17 protein-coding genes and 1 pseudogene are annotated in these 18243 nt (G+C 29.3%); 10 read left to right on the top strand and 8 right to left on the bottom strand.

From position 1 onward, the window contains the following. Positions 1–115 precede the first annotated feature (115 nt). On the bottom strand, positions 116–1516 hold the full coding sequence (gene fumC, locus WAO74_RS01910; RefSeq protein WP_422159223.1) for a class II fumarate hydratase: 1401 nt from the start codon (positions 1514–1516) through the stop codon (positions 116–118). Positions 1517–1672: 156 nt separating this feature from the next. Between fumC and WAO74_RS01905 the strand changes: the two genes are divergently transcribed. After that, complete coding sequence (locus WAO74_RS01905; RefSeq protein ID WP_422159222.1) at positions 1673–1846, top strand: hypothetical protein; 174 nt, start codon at positions 1673–1675, stop codon at positions 1844–1846. A gap of 152 nt (positions 1847–1998) precedes the next feature. Here the strand turns inward: WAO74_RS01905 and WAO74_RS01900 are convergent, their stop codons facing one another. The 3 genes from WAO74_RS01900 to prfB form a co-directional block, all read right to left on the bottom strand. Next, positions 1999–4458, bottom strand: a complete 2460-nt coding sequence (locus tag WAO74_RS01900; RefSeq protein WP_422159221.1) for an outer membrane beta-barrel protein — start codon at positions 4456–4458, stop codon at positions 1999–2001. A 93-nt stretch (positions 4459–4551) separates the two neighbouring features. Beyond that, positions 4552–4893 (bottom strand): arsenate reductase (glutaredoxin), encoded by a 342-nt coding sequence (gene arsC / locus WAO74_RS01895; RefSeq protein ID WP_422159220.1) that lies wholly within the window; start codon positions 4891–4893, stop codon positions 4552–4554. Between the two features lie 118 nt (positions 4894–5011). Continuing rightward, entirely contained in the window at positions 5012–6106 is a 1095-nt protein-coding gene (prfB, locus tag WAO74_RS01890) for a peptide chain release factor 2 (protein ID WP_422159218.1), read from the bottom strand. An 86-nt stretch (positions 6107–6192) separates the two neighbouring features. Here prfB and WAO74_RS01885 point away from each other — a divergent pair, with 86 nt between their 5' ends. Then, complete coding sequence (locus tag WAO74_RS01885; protein ID WP_422159216.1) at positions 6193–8607, top strand: zinc-dependent metalloprotease; 2415 nt, start codon at positions 6193–6195, stop codon at positions 8605–8607. 16 nt (positions 8608–8623) lie between these two features. Beyond that, a complete protein-coding gene (locus WAO74_RS01880; protein ID WP_422159214.1) occupies positions 8624–9643 on the top strand; it encodes a threonine aldolase family protein in 1020 nt (339 codons plus the stop codon). Here WAO74_RS01880 and WAO74_RS01875 read toward each other — a convergent pair. Genes WAO74_RS01875 through WAO74_RS01865 form a run of 3 tightly spaced genes read right to left on the bottom strand, consistent with a single transcriptional unit; the run spans position 9640 to position 11273 of the window. Then, entirely contained in the window at positions 9640–10122 is a 483-nt protein-coding gene (locus tag WAO74_RS01875; RefSeq protein ID WP_422159212.1) for an alpha-ketoglutarate decarboxylase, read from the bottom strand. The genes WAO74_RS01880 and WAO74_RS01875 overlap by 4 nt on opposite strands. A gap of 9 nt (positions 10123–10131) precedes the next feature. Continuing rightward, positions 10132–10776, bottom strand: coding sequence for a hypothetical protein (locus tag WAO74_RS01870; protein WP_422159211.1), 645 nt, complete (start codon positions 10774–10776; stop codon positions 10132–10134). Positions 10777–10778: 2 nt separating this feature from the next. After that, positions 10779–11273, bottom strand: coding sequence for an RNA polymerase sigma factor (locus tag WAO74_RS01865; RefSeq protein WP_422159209.1), 495 nt, complete (start codon positions 11271–11273; stop codon positions 10779–10781). 117 nt (positions 11274–11390) lie between these two features. On the opposite strand from WAO74_RS01865, the gene WAO74_RS01860 reads away from it, so the two are divergent. From WAO74_RS01860 to WAO74_RS01835, 6 genes are all read left to right on the top strand, one after another. Further along, on the top strand, positions 11391–12284 hold the full coding sequence (locus WAO74_RS01860; protein WP_422159207.1) for a MerR family transcriptional regulator: 894 nt from the start codon (positions 11391–11393) through the stop codon (positions 12282–12284). Between the two features lie 61 nt (positions 12285–12345). Then, on the top strand, positions 12346–13812 hold the full coding sequence (locus WAO74_RS01855) for a phytoene desaturase family protein (RefSeq protein ID WP_422159205.1): 1467 nt from the start codon (positions 12346–12348) through the stop codon (positions 13810–13812). A 1-nt stretch (position 13813) separates the two neighbouring features. Continuing rightward, entirely contained in the window at positions 13814–14656 is an 843-nt protein-coding gene (locus WAO74_RS01850) for a phytoene/squalene synthase family protein (protein ID WP_422159204.1), read from the top strand. A gap of 1 nt (position 14657) precedes the next feature. Further along, complete coding sequence (locus tag WAO74_RS01845; protein ID WP_422159202.1) at positions 14658–15101, top strand: beta-carotene hydroxylase; 444 nt, start codon at positions 14658–14660, stop codon at positions 15099–15101. A gap of 113 nt (positions 15102–15214) precedes the next feature. Continuing rightward, positions 15215–16354, top strand: a complete 1140-nt coding sequence (locus WAO74_RS01840) for a lycopene cyclase family protein (protein WP_422159201.1) — start codon at positions 15215–15217, stop codon at positions 16352–16354. Positions 16355–16462: 108 nt separating this feature from the next. Further along, positions 16463–17068 (top strand): hypothetical protein, encoded by a 606-nt coding sequence (locus tag WAO74_RS01835; RefSeq protein ID WP_422159199.1) that lies wholly within the window; start codon positions 16463–16465, stop codon positions 17066–17068. A 6-nt stretch (positions 17069–17074) separates the two neighbouring features. On the opposite strand, the pseudogene WAO74_RS01830 reads toward WAO74_RS01835, so the two are convergent. Continuing rightward, positions 17075–17329, bottom strand: a pseudogene (locus WAO74_RS01830) (argininosuccinate lyase); the annotation flags it as partial. 136 nt (positions 17330–17465) lie between these two features. Here WAO74_RS01830 and WAO74_RS01825 point away from each other — a divergent pair. Beyond that, entirely contained in the window at positions 17466–18233 is a 768-nt protein-coding gene (locus WAO74_RS01825) for a YHYH protein (RefSeq protein WP_422159198.1), read from the top strand. Positions 18234–18243 lie beyond the last annotated feature (10 nt).

Genomic DNA, 18243 nt, shown 5'->3' with positions numbered 1-18243 from the left:
TTCTTTTAAGAGAACAAAAATACATTTTTACTAATTTAAAAATTGCAAAAAGAAAATATGTTTTGAACAAAAAAATCCTGATTTTTAGTCAGGATTTTCTGGTAATCATTTTAATTTATTTCAGTCCTCCTATCATTTCTTCTGGTTTTACCCAAGCATCGTATTCTTCTGGAGTTACATATCCTAAACGTACAGCTTCATGTTTTAAAGTAGTTCCATTTTCGTGAGCAGTATTTGCAATTTCTGCAGCTTTGTAATACCCGATTTTTGTATTAAGAGCAGTTACCAACATTAAAGAATTATTTACCAGTTCTTTAATTCTAGGATGATTTGGCTCAATACCAGTAGCACAATTTTCATCAAAAGAAACACAAGCATCACCAATTAACTGTGCTGACTGTAACACATTTGCAGCCATCATAGGTTTAAAAACATTTAACTCATAATGACCTTGTGTACCACCAATTGTAACAGCAACATCATTACCCATTACTTGTGCACAAACCATTGTCATCGCTTCACATTGTGTTGGATTTACTTTTCCTGGCATTATAGAAGAACCTGGTTCGTTCGCAGGAATAATAATTTCGCCAATTCCAGATCTTGGTCCTGAAGCCATCATTCTAATATCGTTAGCAATTTTATTTAAAGAAACTGCTACTTGTTTTAAGGCTCCATGTGTTTCTACCAAAGCATCGTGAGCCGCCAAAGCTTCGAATTTATTTTCTGCGGTTATAAAAGGCATTCCTGTAAATTCTGCAATATATTTTGCAACTAAAACATCATACCCTTTTGGTGTATTTAAACCTGTTCCAACAGCAGTTCCTCCTAAAGCTAACTGACTTAAATGCGCCAACGTATTTTTTAAAGCTTTAATTCCGAAATTTAATTGTGCTACATAACCAGAAAATTCTTGTCCTAAAGTTAGGGGAGTAGCATCCATTAAATGCGTTCGTCCGATTTTCACAACATCAGAAAAAGCTTCTGATTTTGCTTTCAAAGTATCTCTTAACTGCTCAATTCCTGGAATGGTGTTTTCCATTATTTTCTTGTATGCAGAAATGTGCATGCCTGTTGGAAATGTATCATTAGATGATTGCGATTTGTTTACATCATCATTTGGTTGTATTACTTTATCTCCTTCACCAATAACTCTACCAGCCATTTCTTGAGCTCTGTTTGCAATTACTTCGTTCACATTCATGTTCGATTGTGTTCCAGAACCTGTTTGCCAAATTACTAATGGAAACTGATCGTCTAAATCTCCTGCTAAAATTTCATCGCAAACTTGTGCAATTAAATCTCTTTTTTCTGTTGATAAAACCCCTAATTCACAGTTGGTGTATGCTGCAGCTTTTTTAAGATAAGCAAAGCCATAAACCACTTCTAAAGGCATAGAGCCAGATGGGCCAATTTTAAAATTATTTCTAGAACGCTCTGTTTGTGCTCCCCAATATTTATCTGCAGGAACATTCACTTTACCCATTGTGTCTTTTTCTACTCTGTATTTTGTCATTTTAAATGTGAATTTAGTACGAAACAAATTTACAAAATATAGCTCAAAAGATAAGTGTTAATCTTATCGAAATCGAGTTAAAAACATCTATATTAATTATGTAATTTTAAAAATAAATATTATTTTTGCGAAGATTAATTTTATAAAAACCCAACAATGTTAGATTTTTCACAATTTTCAGGTTTAGTTTTATTCATGTTTATATTCACAGCTGGTTTTTGGTTGCTAATATTTTTATTAACATTTGTAGTTCCTTACTGGATTGGTGGAACTATTTGGGAAAACATGAAATTAAAAAGAGAAGCTAAAAAGGCTGCTGAAGGAAAGTAGTTTTTAAAATAAATTAGTAAAAAAACTCGTTCAATTTCTTGAACGAGTTTTTTTTTGAGTTTGAGTAAGTGCGTTAGGGATTGAAGAGGAAATCCTTTTGTGAAGAATGAACAAAAGATTGTATTGTAAAGCCTGTTAAAACGCCCAAAATATTATCCTTCAAAATCTTCTCCACCATTTTCGTTTCTTTCTCCTCTTTCTTTTTTTGTTTTTTGTTGATTAAAACGATATACAAAGCTTAGCGTTATTTGACGCTCTCTCCATTGAAACTCAGAATACTGCTCTGAAAAACCTGGAATTATGGTTGTACTTTGTCTTCTTCTGGCATTAAAAACATCATCTATATTAAAACTTAAAGAAGCTTTATCATTAAACAAATCTTTACTTGCTGCAATGTTCATACTAAAAATACCTTGGTTTGATGATTGTGCATTTTGGTTGGCTCCAGAATAGTTAGAGTTGATTTGTAAATCTATTTTACTTGGCAAGGTTATTTTTTGATTTAATCGGATAAAAAATGCGGTGTTTTCAAAATCGAAACTTATAGGAACGTTTGTAGTTGGATTTACATAATCTCCATCTGTTGTTGTATGGAATAAATTAAAATCACTATTAATATTCCAAGCTTTAAAGGGTCTATAATTTAAGGTAAATTCAAAACCAATTCTTTCTTCTAATGATAAGTTTATTGGAAATCTTCTTGTTATTGGGTCTCCATTATCAGTAATTTCGCCAGTATCTTCTTGTATTCTTTCCCAATTATCTTCACTTCTGTTGTAATATAAAGAGGTACTAAGAGTAAATTTATCCCAACGTTTTAGATACCCAAGATCTATTGCATCAGTAAAAACAGGGTTTAAATTTACATTACCTGTGTAAATATTGCTTTCACTAGATCTACTTGGAAAAGGATTTAAGCTTCTTCCTCTTGGTCTTCTAACCCTTCTGTTATAGCCTAAAGTAATATTTTCACCATCTTTTAGCTCGAATCCTAAATTAAGTGTAGGAAAAAAATTTCCATAGCTGCTTTTTTTAGGTGTATTAGAGTCAGCTTGGTCTATTTCTACAGAGGTATATTCATAACGTAAACCTGCTAGGAATGAAATTTTATTAAACTTTTGACCATATTGAAAATAGGCTGCGTTTATTAATTCTTTGTAATTAAAAGAGTTATCTAAGAGAGTTTCTGTAGGTTTATTGTTTTTAAAATCGGTTTGTTCTAGAAAAAAACCATTAAAAAGATCGCGATAATTACCTCTATAACCTACTTCGTATTGAATATTTTCTCCTACAGGTAAAACATAATCTACTTGTAATAAGGCACTTGTTTCATCTTGGTCTTCTAGTACTAATTCTATTTCATCTGTAAAATTGATAAGTCTATTTATTTCTGGAATGTTATTGTTTATATCTTCGGCTTCTGTAGAATATTGTAAGTTAACGCTTAATTTTTTTCCAGTTTTATCAAAATTATTTACATAATCTAAGGTGTATTGAATTCTTTTTTCATCTTCGCTTTCGTTTTCAATTCTTTTGGTAGCTTCTGTTAAATTTCCATTTGTGTCAAATCTATCTATTACATTGGTATTTACATCATCATCATTTCCATTGTTAAAAATGATATTACCAATGATGCTTGAATTATCTTTAATATAATATTCTGCCCCAAAGCTTGTAAATAAAGATCTACTTAATCTGTCAAAATTTCGCTGCTCTATTACCCTAGCATTTTGTGCAGTTGGTGAGAAATATTTTGCATCGTTAAAAGCATTTCCAGGAGTTTCATTATATCTTAAACCAGTATTTGTAAAAAAATTCCATTTGTCTGTTCTCCAGTTTGCATTAAAAGCGCCACCAACTCTTGTTGGGTATCCCAAATCTAATTGCAATGAACCATTAAAACCAACTAATTTGTTTTTTCTTAAAATAATATTTAAAATACCTGCTGTTCCTTCTGCATCATACCTTGCAGATGGAGATGTAATCACTTCTATTTTTTCGATGGCTTCTGCAGGAATTTGTCTTAATGCATTTGCACCATTTATGCCTACTAAAGCACTTGGTCTTCCATCTATTAAAATAGTCACATTTTCGTTACCACGTAAACTAACATTTCCTTCTACATCCACTTGCACTGATGGTACGTTTCCTAAAACATCACTTGCATTTCCACCACGAATTGATAAATCTTTACCAATATTAAAAACTTTTTTGTCTAAACGAATATCTACTGTGGTCTTTTCTGCAACAATAACCACTTCACTTAAAGACTTGGAATCTTCAGATAACTTTATAATTCCTAAATTTAAATTGCTAGTAATATTTTTATTTGGATATTTTTTAGATTCAAAAGATATAAATTCTACACTTATTTCATAAAATCCTTTAGGCGATTTCACACTAAACTCTCCTTCAAAATTTGTAATACCACCAGAAATTTTATTGGTTTTAGTATTTTTTAAAACAATAGTTGCATACTCTAAAGGTTGATTAGAAACAGCATCTACTACTTTTCCTGATATGATAATTTGGTCAGCATCTGAATTTTCTTGTGAAAAAAAGTTAGCAACTGATAAAAAAAAGCAAAATAAGAATAGGATATTTTTTTTCAAAATATATTAGTTTTTCTGTTTTGACTGCAAAGTTGCGTTTAAGTTTAGTCTAAAAGAGTTAAAAAAGAGTTAAACAATTTTAAGAGTTCTTATTTAGAAAAATTCTAAAATCTTTGAAGAGGGTCTACCAATGATACCTTTATTGTTTTTGATGATAATTGGACGTTCAATTAATTTCGGATTTTTAGCCATAGCTGAGATAATTTCGGTATCAGATAAATCTTTTCCTTTATAATAATCTTTCCAAATTTTCTCATTTTTTCTTACCAAATCAATAGGAGGAATGTTTAACTTTTTTACAATTTCGCTTAATTCTTTTTCTGACAATGTATTTTCTAAATATTTAACAATTTCGAATTCTTTTCCAGAATTTTCTAGAATGGCTAAACCTTCTCTAGATTTAGTGCATCTTGGATTGTGGTATATTTTTATCATTTTATTTTTTTTAGTTTCAAAGTTTCAAAGTTTCAAAGTTTCAAAGTTTCAAATTTGACATTAAATTGAAGTTTATATTTTTGCTAACAACGAACAACGAACAACTAACAACTAACAACTAACTACTCTTTTGTCCATTCAACATTAAATATGCCTTTAGAAATGCATTAATATTTCCATCCATTACAGCATCTACGTTTCCAGTTTCATGAGCAGTTCTAACATCTTTAACTAATTTATAAGGATGCATTACATAATTTCTAATTTGGCTGCCCCATTCATTTTTCATTTTGTTAGCTTCAATATTATCTCTTGCAGCTTGCTGTTTTTGTAGCTCAATTTCATACAATTGAGACTTTAGCATTTGCATTGCTGTAGCTCTATTATCATGTTGAGAGCGAGAATTAGAACACTGAATTTGAATACCAGAAGGTTTATGAAATAATTGAACTTTGGTTTCTACTTTGTTTACATTTTGTCCTCCAGCACCACTTGAACGTGCAGTAACAATTTCGATATCTGCAGGATTGATTTCAATTTCTATAGAATCGTCTGCAACAGGATACACATAAACAGAAGCAAAACTTGTATGACGTTTTGCATTCGAATCGAAAGGAGAAATTCGTACTAATCTATGTACACCATTTTCACCTTTTAACCAACCAAAAGCATAATCACCATCAACTTCTACAGTAACCGTTTTAATTCCTGCAGCATCTCCTGCTTGATAGTTTAAAGTTTTTAACTTAAAACCTTGTTTTTCAGACCACATTGTATACATTCTAAACAACATTTCTGCCCAATCGCAACTTTCTGTTCCTCCAGCACCAGCAGTAATTTGTATCACTGCAGACAAAGAATCTCCTTCTTCAGAAAGCATATTTTTAAACTCAATATCTTCTAAAAGTGAAATTGTTTTATCATATTGATTTTCAACATCTTCCTCTTCAGCTTCATCTTCTTTATAGAATTCGTAGAACACGTTTAAATCTTCATTAAATCTGATAATTTTGTTGTAATCCTCTACCCAATTTTTTTTAAAACGCAATTCTTTCATCAAATTTTCGGCAGCTTTTGGGTCGTTCCAAAAATCTGGATTTGCTGTTTTTTCTTCTTCATTAGCTATTTCTATGAGTTTTTTATCAATCTCTAAATAAGATTTTAATTTCTCAATTCTTGTAGCAATATCTTTAAGTTGGTCTTGTGTAATCATAAGTTGAACAAAAATAAATCAATTTTTAAGATTTCGGGTTTTTAAACTGCTCCTTATTTCATAGATTTATAAAAAATAATTAAACCATGAAAAAATCACTATTTTTTTTACTTTTTATTTCTTTTTCTTTAAATGGATTTTCACAGTTTTTCTTAGAAAAAGATAGTAAAAATCTTCAAAAAGGATTCACAAAGTATGAGGGTTATATGCCTTTTTATTATGATGAAAATACCGATAAAATATACCTGCAAATAGAAAAATTAAATACCGATTTTCTATATGTAAATTCACTTTCGCAAGGAATTGGATCAAATGATATTGGATTGGATAGAGGAAAATTAGGAGATGGAGTTGTAGTACATTTTAAAAAAGCAGGGAATAAAATTTTACTAATTCAACCCAATCAAAATTTTAGAGCGATTACAGATAATCAAGAAGAAAAAAACTCTGTAAAAGAAGCATTTGCAAAATCGGTTTTACATGGTTTTATCATCAAAGAAGAAAAAAATGGACTTTATTTAGTAGATGCCACCGATTTTTTTATGCGAGATGCATTTGGTGTATCATCAACATTAGCAAGAAATAATCAAGGAAATTATAGTTTAGATAAAAGTAAATCTGCTTTTTATTTAGAGCGTACAAAAGCATTTCCAAAAAATGTTGAGTTCGATTTAATGTTAACTTTTAGCGGAACTCCAAAAGGGTATAATATTGCAAGTGTTACTCCAGATGCAAGTTTGGTAACTGTTCATCAACATCATTCTTTTGTGGAATTACCAGATAATAATTACAAACCAAGAGCTTATGATCCAAGATCTGGTTCTTGGCAAATGAGTTATTTAGATTATTCTACACCTGTAAACGAATCGATTACAAAACGTTTTATTTACAGACACAGATTAGAAAAAAAGAATCCAGAAGCTGCAATTTCTGAAGCAGTAGAACCTATTATTTATTATTTAGATAGAGGAACTCCAGAACCTGTAAGAAGTGCACTTTTAGAGGGTGGACGTTGGTGGAATCAAGCTTTTGAAGCAATTGGTTACAAAGATGCTTTTCAGTTTAAAATGTTACCTGAAGGTGCAGATATGTTAGATATTCGTTACAATGTTGTGCAATGGGTACATAGATCTACGAGAGGTTGGAGTTATGGTAGCAATATTTCTGATCCAAGAACTGGAGAAATTTTAAAAGGTCATGTTAGTTTAGGAAGTTTGCGAATTCGTCAAGATTTTTTAATAGCACAAGCTTTGCAAGCACCCTATAAAAACAATACAGTTGATGATGATTTTGCTTTACAAATGGCAATTGCAAGAATTAGACAATTGTCTGCGCACGAAATTGGGCATACTTTAGGATTCTCTCACAACTTTGCAGCAAGTACTAATGGACGAACTTCTGTAATGGATTATCCACATCCAAAGTTTTCTTTAAAAAATGGAAAAATTGATTTTTCTGATGCTTATGATGCCAAAATTGGAGCCTGGGATAAAGTAATTGTTGCCTATTCGTATCAAGATTTTGAGGCTGATAAAAACGAAGAAAAAGAATTAAACTCCATTTTAGAAAATGCATTTGCAAGCGGATTAAAATATCTGTCAGATGATGATGCAAGACCACAAGGAAGTGCAAGTGCAACAGCTCATTTATGGGATAATGGAGAAACTATTTATGATGAATTAAACAGTTTATTAGCAGTTAGAAAAACAGCAATTAACAATTTTTCTAAGGATAATATTAAAACAAATGAACCTTATTCTGTTTTAGAAGATGTTTTTGTACCCATTTATTTCTTGCATCGATTCCAAACAGAAGCCACTGTAAAATTAATTGGTGGTTTGGAGTATTCTTATGCTGTTAAAGGAGGTAATCAAAAAATTGTAGAAAGAGTTTCTGGAGAAACCGAAAGAAAAGCTTTAGAAGCTATTTTAAATACAATTGCTGTTGATGAAATTGCAATTCCGAAAGAAAAATTGGAACTTTTTCCACCAAGAGCCATTGGTTATAATAGAACTCGCGAATCTTTTAAAAGCAAATTAGGAGTTGCTTTTGATGCTTTTTCTGCAGTAGAAACTGCCTCTGAAATGACGTTGAGCTTGTTGTTACATCCACAAAGAATGTCTAGATTAATTGCACACAAAAGTTTAGACAATTCGCAATTAGGATTGGAAGAATTGATTGATGAATTGATTGAAAAATCTATCAAAAAAAGTCATAAAGATGCGTATGATCAAGAGTTGCAAAATGTTGTAAATCAACAGGTTTTAGAGCAATTGTTTTATTTGGCTTCCTATGAAAATCAATACAAGCAAGTAAATGCGATTGTATTTTTTAAGTTAGATGAAATTAAAACCATCTTTAAAAATTTTAAATCTGAAGGAACTCAAAAAATATACAATTTATCTATGATTAAAATGATAGATGATTTTGTAAAAAATCCTACATCATTTAAAAAATCTGAAGTTCCACAAATTCCTGATGGTTCCCCAATTGGTAATTAAAAAATTAAAAAACAGAATGATAATAGATTTAATTTCGGACACTGTAACCAAACCAACTCCAGAAATGTTGGAGACAATGATGCAAGCAAAAGTTGGAGATGATGTTTTTAAAAGCGATCCAACAGTAAATGCGTTGCAAGAAAAGGCCGCAAAACTTTTTGGTATGGAAGACGCTCTGTTTTTTCCATCTGGAACTATGGCAAACCAAACTGCCATAAAAATTCAAACACAACCTGGAGATTTGGTTATTTGTGATAAATATGCTCATATTTATAATTATGAAAGTGGAGGCGTTGCTTTTAATTCTGGTGTAACCTGTAAATTAATTGATGGCAACAGAGGTATGTTTAAAGCAAATCAAATAGAAGAAATGGCTGCTGTACAGCCACAGATTTATTTGCCATTTACAAAATTGGTTTGTATCGAAAACACAACAAATAAAGGAGGAGGAGCTTGTTGGGATTTTAGCGAATTAGAAAAAATTGAGAAAATTACTAAGAAAAATAATTTAGGATTTCATTTAGATGGTGCACGTTTGTTTAATGCTTTGGTTGCCAAAAATGAAAATCCGAAGCAATATGGGCAATTGTTTGATACGATTTCCATTTGTTTGTCAAAAGGTTTAGGAGCACCAATTGGTTCGCTTTTATTAGGTTCTAAAGAAAATATATGTAAGGCATTAAGAATAAGAAAATTGCTTGGAGGAGGAATGCGTCAAGTTGGTTTTTTGGCAGCAGCAGCAACCTATGCTTTGGACAATAATATTGAACGTTTATCAGAAGATCATAAAAAAGCGAAAGAGATTGCAGAAGTCTTAGAAACTTGTTCTTACATCACTAAAATAGAACCAGTTGAAACTAATATCTTAATTTTTTATGTAAATGATAAAATAGGTTCTGACAATTTTATTAATAAAATGAAAGAAAAAAATATTTTATTAACACCTATGGGCGAAGGAAAAATAAGAATTGTTACACATTTAGATTATACTGATAACATGCATGAAATTCTTTTAAAAGAATTGAAAAATTTTTAGAAATAAAATCGAACAACTGGTGAAATTGGAGAAGCAAAAACACTTTTATTAGCATCATATAAAACATCGTAACGAACTCCAACAGAAAATCTACCTTGATTATAAGCAATTCCTAAATGCAATGCAGGAAAATTAGAACTGAATGTACCTCCATTAAAATCTGATTGATTCGCAAAATAGTAATCGAAGTCTGTAGAAAATTGAACGCCAAAATTTGTTTGATACAGACCTATAATACTTGTGCTATAAACATTTGTAGTAAAGTCGTTAATTTCACTGTATAAATATCCCAAACCTGCTCCAAGAGCAAAACCATTATCAAAATTATAAATAGCACTTGGAGAAATACCTATGGTTGTTTGAGAACCAAAACCCAAAGTAAAACCACCACCAAATTGAACATTGTCCCAAAAATCTTTTTTCTGAGAAAACATAGATGCCGAAAAACTTAGAAAACATAGTAGAATTATTTTTTTCATAAAACTGAATTATTTTAATTCATCTAATTTAATTAATTCTTTATAATTTCTATTTAATTTTTTAAGTAAAATTCCATAAACTAGCTTATAAAATAACCAAAGCAAAACCAAAATTATAATTAAAGCAATAACTTGACTTACAACAGTTATGGTTATAATTTGACTCATATCCATAGCTAAATTGTTTGGATTTATCATTTTCATCATTATATCCTTGTCATTTAGCAATACAGAATTTAGTATTACACTTACCAAAAAAACAGTTGCCAAATTATAGTAAACGTAATATTTCACGGTTTTTCTAATATTTAAAATATTGTGAATCAGTTTTTTGGTGTTATCTTCTAATGATATTCTCTTATAGTTTTTATAGAATAAGAATAAGAAAACAATAATTACCAAGTAGTGTAATTTCATAAAAAGTTTTATAAAACCATTTAGATTTAAATCATCATAAACTTTATAAAAACTATCTGGAACAATAAGATTAATACCTCCCCAAAAAATAAACTCCAGAATTCCAATAATAAAAATCCATTTTACAATAGATGATGATTTTGAGTGCGCTAATTTGTAAATTTCCAAAGAGGAAAGTTTACTCGTTTCTTCAGGTTGATTAACCCAAGCTTTTTTATAATTTTCTAAAAAATCCATAATTATGGGTTTAGTATATTTTTTAATTTTTCTTTTGCTCTATTCATTTTTACTCTTGCATTTACACCAGTAATGCCTAAGGTTTCTGCAATTTCTTTGTAAGGTTTATCTTCTAAATACAAAAAAATAAGAGCTTTGTCAATATCGTTTAATTTATGTATGGCAGCATACAAAGCTTTTAATTGCAACTCTTCAGTATCATCATAATCTACAGATTTTATCTTAAACTCTATAGTACTTATGTCTTCAGTTTTAACTCTTCTTGTAGATTTTCTGTAAAGTGAAATTGCTGTATTTAAAGCAACTCTATACATCCAAGTACTAAATTTAGCATCTCCTCTAAATTTTGGATAGTTTTTCCAAAGTTGAATAGTTATTTCCTGAAATAAATCGTTATGAGCATTTTGATTTGTAGTATAAACCCTACAAATCTTATGGGCAATATTTTGATTTTGCTCAAAATCCAATAAAAATTTATTTTCTAAATCTTTCTGCACTCTAAATTCGTTAGTTTATTTATTAGTACAATTTTACGCTAAAATGTTACATTTTTCATAAATAATATTTTTGTAAGCAATATTTTTATAACTTTGTTCAACCGAAAACGAAATGTTTTGAACAATATTAAGCAAGATTTTACAATTAGAGATTTAGAAAATATTTCTGGAATAAAAGCACATACTATAAGAATTTGGGAAAAAAGGTATGGTTTATTAGAGCCCCAAAGAACGGATACAAACATTCGATTCTATACACCCCAAAATTTAACAAAGTTGTTAAACATCGTTTTGTTAAACAATAATAATTTTAAAATATCCAAGATTGCAGCAATGTCTGAGGATGAAATTATTCTTAAATCTAGAGAATTAGCATTTAATACTGCAACCAATGATGAAGCAATAAATACTTTTAAAGTATCTATGTTTCAGTTCGATAAAATTCTTTTTAACAATACTTACAATAAGCTTTTACATAAAAAAACCTTTAGAGAAATTTTTAAAGACGTCTTTATACCTTTTTTAGAAGATATAGGCCTTTTATGGCATACAGAAACTTTGTTGCCTGCACACGAGCATTTCATCTCTAATTTAATTACGCAGAAAATTCAAATTAATACAGAAAAATTGCAGTACAGCATTAACAATACCAATAAAACATATGTATTGTTTTTACCTGAAAATGAAATTCACGAATTAGGCTTATTGTACTTAAATTACGAATTAGTATTAAGAGGATTTCATACAATTTATTTAGGGCAAAGTTTACCACTAAACAACCTTAACTATTTTTTAGAAAGCGACAGAGAAGTTTGTTTTATTACATCATTAACAATTCAACCTTATGATGATAAGATTGAGGATTATTTCAAAGAGATTAATGAAGTTATGAGTAATACTAAAAATGAATTTATTGCTGCTGGTAGAAAAGTAGAAAAGGTGAAACATTTAAAACTTTCTCCAAACATTCAATTGCAAAATTCTATTTCAGATTTGTTAAAAGTCTTATAAATTTCACATCAAAAATTAAAATTGTTTAATTAATACATACATTTGTTAAACAAATAAAATCATGGGTAAAAATATTCATATAATCGGTTCGGGTTTTTCATCCCTGGCAGCCTCTTGTTATCTTGCAAAACAAGGTTATAATGTAACTGTATTAGAAAAAAACTCCACTTTAGGAGGCAGAGCAAGACAGTATAAAAATGAGGGTTTTACCTTCGATATTGGTCCAACTTGGTATTGGATGCCAGATGTTTTCGAAAGATTTTTTGCAGATTTTGGAAAAAAACCTTCAGACTATTATCAATTAGAACGTCTAAAACCAGCGTATGAAGTTTATTTTGATAAAGATGATTCCATTACAATCCCTGGAAATTTAGAAGAAATTTATAAAATTTTTGAAGAAGAAGAAAAAGGGAGTTCGAAACATTTGAAAAAGTTTTTAGATTCCGCTAAAGCAAACTACGAAACTGCGGTTTTAGATTTGGTTTACAAACCTGGAGTTTCTCCTTTAGAATTGGTAACACCAACAACAATAGCAAGAGTTTCTCAATTTTTTTCTACAATTAGAGATCAAGTTAGAAAAAATATTAAAAGTCAAAAACTCATCAAAATATTAGAATTTCCAGTATTGTTTTTAGGTGCCAAACCAAGCAATACTCCAGCATTTTACAATTTTATGAATTATGCTGATTTTGGTTTAGGTACTTGGCATCCAATAGGAGGAATGTATAAAGTTGTAGAAGGTATGGTTGCTTTGGCTACAAGTTTAGGCGTAAATTTTAAAGTAAATTCGAACATAGAAAAGATAGTTACAAATTCTGAAAACGAAGTTATTGGTTTAAAAGTAAATGGTAATGATTTAAAAACCGATTTGGTTTTAAGTGGAGCAGATTACCATCATACAGAAACTTTATTAGATGAAAAAGTTCGTCAATATTCAGAAAAATATTGGTCGAAAAGAACTTTTGCGCCTTCATCTTTATTATTTTATGTAGGGTTTGGTAAAAAAATAGAAAACGTTTCTCATCATACTTTATTCTTTGATTCTGATTTTGATGTGCATGCAAAAGATATTTACGATACTCCAAAATGGCCAGACAATCCTTTGTTTTACGCAAGTTTTTCTAGCATTACAGATGCCAATTTAGCTCCAGAGTATAAAGAAGCAGCAACTTTTCTAATTCCCTTAGCACCAGGGCTTAAGGATACTGAAGAATTAAGAGAAGAATATTTTAACAAAATAATTACAAGATTAGAGCATTTAACGAATCAAGATGTCAAAAAAAATATTATTTTTAAAAAATCTTTTTGCGTAAATGATTTCATTAGTGAATATAATTCATACAAAGGAAATGCTTACGGTTTGGCTAACACGTTGTTTCAAACGGCTTTTTTAAGACCAAAAATAAAAAGTAAAAAAGTAAAGAATTTGTATTTTACAGGACAATTAACAGTTCCAGGACCAGGAGTTCCTCCAGCTTTAATATCTGGTAAAATAGCCGCAGATTTAATTATAAAAAATCAAAAGTAGTATGAAAGAATTATTTGATAGTGTTTCTAATGATTGTAGCAAATTAGTTACAAAAAGTTATAGCACTTCATTTTCTATGGCTGTGAACATGTTGTCACCAAAAATAAGAGCAGATATCTATAATATTTATGGTTTTGTTCGTTTTGCTGATGAAATTGTAGATACCTTTCATGATTATAATAAAGAAGAATTAATGGCTCATTTTGAGCGCGATTATTACTTGGCGAAATCTCAGGGAATTAGTCTAAATCCTATTTTAAATTCTTTTCAGCAAACAATAAAAAGATATAATATTCCAGATGAAATGGTGCAAGCTTTTCTAAAAAGTATGAAAGCTGACTTGTTTAAAACCGAATATGAAACACAAGAAGAATATGCAGAATATATTTATGGTTCTGCAGATGTTGTTGGTTTAATGTGTTTAAAGGTTTTTGTAAATGGTGATGAACAAAAATACAATGAGCTAAAAGATGCAGCAATGCGTTTGGGTTCTGCTTTTCAGAAAGTTAATTTTTTAAGAGATTTAAAAGATGATTACGAAGTTTTGAATCGTTCTTATTTTCCAAATGTAGATTTAGGTCAACTAAACACAACTTCAAAAGATTTAATTATTAAAGAAATTGAAGAAGATTTCGATTATGCTTTTACAAACGGAATTTTAAAATTGCCTGTAGAAGCTAAATTTGGAGTGTATATGGCTTATAGATATTACAGAAAATTATTAAAGAAATTAAACAAAGTGCCTTCTACGCAAATTATGGATACAAGAATTCGTATTTCTAATCCAATGAAAATAAATCTTTTAGCTAGAAGTTACGTAAAATATAAATTAAAAATTATTTAAAATGTATTTCTTAATTACATTATTGGTTTTTATAATTATGGAAGGAATAACTTGGTGCACACATAAATACATTATGCACGGTTTTGGTTGGTTTTTACACGAAGATCATCATGAGCCAGGTTACCCACATGTTTTTGAAAAAAATGATGCTTTTTTTGTAGTATTTGCAGTGCCTAGTATGTTGCTTTTCCTTTTTGGAACTTATACAGAATATACGTTTTTGTTTTACATAGGTTTGGGTATTTTGTGCTATGGAATTGCCTATTTTTTAATTCACGATGTTTTAATTCATCAACGTTTTAAGTGGTTTAAAAAAACCAATAATTGGTATTTAAAAGGTTTAAGAATGGCGCACAAAGTGCATCACAAAAATATGGGAAAAGAGGATAGCCAATGTTTTGGAATGTTGTTTGTACCTTTTAAATATTTTAAACAATATTTATAAATTGATGATTTTAGAAAAATCAATTTAATTTTAATAATAAAAAAACCTTTTTATGAAAATGAAAAGGTTTTCATTTTTTTAATGAATAGTAAATATATTTTATAAAAATAGAATTGAATACTTACGACTATATAATTGTTGGAGGAGGAGCATCTGGTTTAATGATGGCTTACAGAATGTCAAAAGAACCTTTTTTTGATGATAAAACAATTTTGATTTTAGACAAGGAAAAGAAAACCAAAAACGATCGAACTTGGTGTTTTTGGGAAAAAGGAATTGGCACTTGGGATGATATTCTACAGACTTCTTGGAAAGAAATTATTTTTAAAAGTGATGTAATTCACAAACAAGAAAGCATATTTCCTTATCAATATAAAATGATCAGAAGTGCCGATTTTTATGCTAAAATTTGGAAGCACTTAGAAACAAAATCTAATATTACCTTTCAAGAAGCTAATGTTCTCGGCATCAATCAATTAGGAAATATAGCAGAAGTAAAAACGAATGATACAATTTTTAAAACAACGACAATTTTAAACAGTATTTTGTTTACAGATGCTTATAAAAAGCAAACAAAATACCCAGTTTTACAGCAACATTTTGTTGGGTTTTTTATAAAAACCAAAGAAAACATTTTTGATGAAAATGTGGCTACTTTTATGGATTTTTCTATTCCACAAAAAGGAAATACTCGTTTTATGTATGTGTTGCCTTACCAAAAAAACGAAGCACTTTTTGAATATACCCTGTTTTCTGAAAAGCTTTTGCCTTACAAAGATTATGAGATTGCTATTGAAGAATATTTAACAAAAAAAGGTATTACAGAGTACGAAATATTGGAAAAAGAGCAAGGTTCCATTCCAATGACTTCTTATAAATTTTGGGAATACAATTCTAAAAACATCATAAATATTGGAACTACAGGTGGTTGGAGCAAAGCAAGTACAGGTTTTACCTTTAAAAATATTGATAGAAATACAGCTAAATTAATTCAGCATTTAAAGGAAGAAAAAGCTTTAATCAATTTCCATACAAAAACAAGATTCTGGATGTATGATTTATTATTACTAGATATTTTGTATACCAAGAATCATTTGGGTGCTGCTATTTTTTCTAAAATGTTCGAGAATATTGCTCCACAAAAAATCTTACAATTTTTAGATGAGGAAACTACTTTAGCGCAAGAAGTACAAATTTTTTCTAAAATGCAAAAAAGGTTGTTTTCGAAGGCGCTTTTTAAAAGGATTTTTTAAAATTAATTTAGTTTGTTTTTAAGGATAGAAAAATATACCTTCGCTAAAATCTGATGTATTCAGTAAAACAAAATTATATCATTATTCACTTTGTTCAAAAAAAAACATATGAAAAATTCACTATTTGCACTAATCTTTCTCGCAACCAATTTTATTTTTTCTCAAGAGAATTTTAAAATAGAAATAAATGGAAAGGTATTTGAAATAGAGTTAGATAAAAATTATGAGTTGAAAATTGATAATAATTTATTGAAAGTTAAAGTAAAACAGAAAGACACATTATCATATTCTGATGAAGCTTTTAGCTTTAAATTCCCTAAAGAGTACAAAGTTGGAAAAACAATTATAGATGAGGGAATTGAACAATTATTTTTAATGACTGCTGAAGGTTCTGGTTTTATTATTCAAAAATACTCAACAGTTAATCCAACAACTCTCAATGAATTAATGATTAATGAAGTTACAAAAGAAAGTGTTAATTACGGATTCAAATTGGAAAGAGAAGATTATGAAAGAGTGCTAGTTTCTGGCTTAAAAATTCAAGTAGATAGAGCTGTGTTAAAATATAACAATGAGATAAACATTTATGAAGTTGCTTCAATTGGGAAAAAAGATTCTGGTTTATTGATAATGACAATGGAAATGGATGACATAGAAAATTCTCAAGGGAAAAAATTAATTAATTTGATTTGGAATACATTAGAAATTAAATAAACACTTTTATTTTTTAGGATACTTCTCCCTAATCTTATCCAATCCTAAATTATGAATACTTCCAACATGCGTGTGTTGTTTTCCTAAATCTGGTTTGTAAGTTCCTGCTTGTACTTGTCCACCAATTTTTTGATAGGCTTCTCTAAAAGACATCCCATCAACTACCAAATTATTAATGCTATCAACTGTAAATAAATACTGATATTTTTCATCATTCAAATCAATATCCTTTACAATTACTTGCTGAATGGAATAATTAAATTATCTAAATTTTTAATTATCAAACACTTACTTAAAAAAAAATTATTATTTATTTTTTTGAATAAAAAAAACATTTTTTACGCAAGTTTTCTAGAAAAGAAGCATCTAAAGTGTAAATACTAAAATTTAAATTATAATGAGAAAAATTTTTTGTTCAATTGTTTTTGCGTTTCTTTTAATCGGTTGTAGCTCTAATACTACAGAAAATGATACTATAGATGACGTTACTGCAGGAAGTGTAGATGTTACAAGTGTGGTAGAAAATAATTTTAAAAATAGTTATACAGATGGAGTTTCTGTAGAAGTAAATGGAGATTTTATTTCTATTAGTAGCACAGGCTTACCAGACCATAAAACACCTTATTGGGGCCAAGGACATGAAATGTATGAAGATTTTCCTGGAACAAACCATGCAAACGCAAACACAAGTATGACTACTTTTAATTACGTTATGACAATTCCTACCAAACCAAGCGAAGCAACAAACAAAGAACAAACCGATTTGGGTCCTGTAGGAATGGCTTTAAATGGTGCTCCAATTTATAATGATTATGAAGGTGGTGGTGTATTACAAGAAAATGCATGGGGTACATTCGATAGTACTGGAGCTCATCCAGGACCAAATGAAGATTATCATTATCATTGTGAAGGAACGTATTTAAGTGTTGATGATTCTAATTTAATTGGGTTTTTAAGAGATGGTTTTCCTATCTATGGTAGAAAAGATATGGATGGTTCTTATCCTAGTGATTTAGATGATAATGGAGGTCATATAAGTGTTACAGATAATTTTTCAGAAGCTATTTATCATTACCATATAAGTAATAACGTATATTCTACATCTGGTTTGTATGTTATTAAATCTGGTTCTTATCATGGAACAAAGGGTACTTTTAGAGATTAATTTTTTTCTA

It is taken from the genome of Polaribacter sp. (genome assembly GCF_049276715.1).
In the GTDB taxonomy this organism is placed as follows: domain Bacteria; phylum Bacteroidota; class Bacteroidia; order Flavobacteriales; family Flavobacteriaceae; genus Polaribacter.
The sequence above is the reverse complement of the archived record's forward strand: the minus strand, read 5'-3'. Positions and strand labels throughout refer to the sequence as shown.

What these genes read in the sequence shown, in the direction of transcription:
- fumC (WP_422159223.1), bottom strand. Translation starts at nt 1,516, where the DNA reads ATGACAAAATACAGAGTAGAAAAAGACACAATGGGTAAAGTGAATGTT.
- WAO74_RS01905 (WP_422159222.1), top strand. Translation starts at nt 1,673, where the DNA reads ATGTTAGATTTTTCACAATTTTCAGGTTTAGTTTTATTCATGTTTATA.
- arsC (WP_422159220.1), bottom strand. Translation starts at nt 4,893, where the DNA reads ATGATAAAAATATACCACAATCCAAGATGCACTAAATCTAGAGAAGGT.
- prfB (WP_422159218.1), bottom strand. Translation starts at nt 6,106, where the DNA reads ATGATTACACAAGACCAACTTAAAGATATTGCTACAAGAATTGAGAAA.
- WAO74_RS01885 (WP_422159216.1), top strand. Translation starts at nt 6,193, where the DNA reads ATGAAAAAATCACTATTTTTTTTACTTTTTATTTCTTTTTCTTTAAAT.
- WAO74_RS01880 (WP_422159214.1), top strand. Translation starts at nt 8,624, where the DNA reads ATGATAATAGATTTAATTTCGGACACTGTAACCAAACCAACTCCAGAA.
- WAO74_RS01875 (WP_422159212.1), bottom strand. Translation starts at nt 10,122, where the DNA reads ATGAAAAAAATAATTCTACTATGTTTTCTAAGTTTTTCGGCATCTATG.
- WAO74_RS01870 (WP_422159211.1), bottom strand. Translation starts at nt 10,776, where the DNA reads ATGGATTTTTTAGAAAATTATAAAAAAGCTTGGGTTAATCAACCTGAA.
- WAO74_RS01855 (WP_422159205.1), top strand. Translation starts at nt 12,346, where the DNA reads ATGGGTAAAAATATTCATATAATCGGTTCGGGTTTTTCATCCCTGGCA.
- WAO74_RS01850 (WP_422159204.1), top strand. Translation starts at nt 13,814, where the DNA reads ATGAAAGAATTATTTGATAGTGTTTCTAATGATTGTAGCAAATTAGTT.
- WAO74_RS01845 (WP_422159202.1), top strand. Translation starts at nt 14,658, where the DNA reads ATGTATTTCTTAATTACATTATTGGTTTTTATAATTATGGAAGGAATA.
- WAO74_RS01835 (WP_422159199.1), top strand. Translation starts at nt 16,463, where the DNA reads ATGAAAAATTCACTATTTGCACTAATCTTTCTCGCAACCAATTTTATT.
- WAO74_RS01825 (WP_422159198.1), top strand. Translation starts at nt 17,466, where the DNA reads ATGAGAAAAATTTTTTGTTCAATTGTTTTTGCGTTTCTTTTAATCGGT.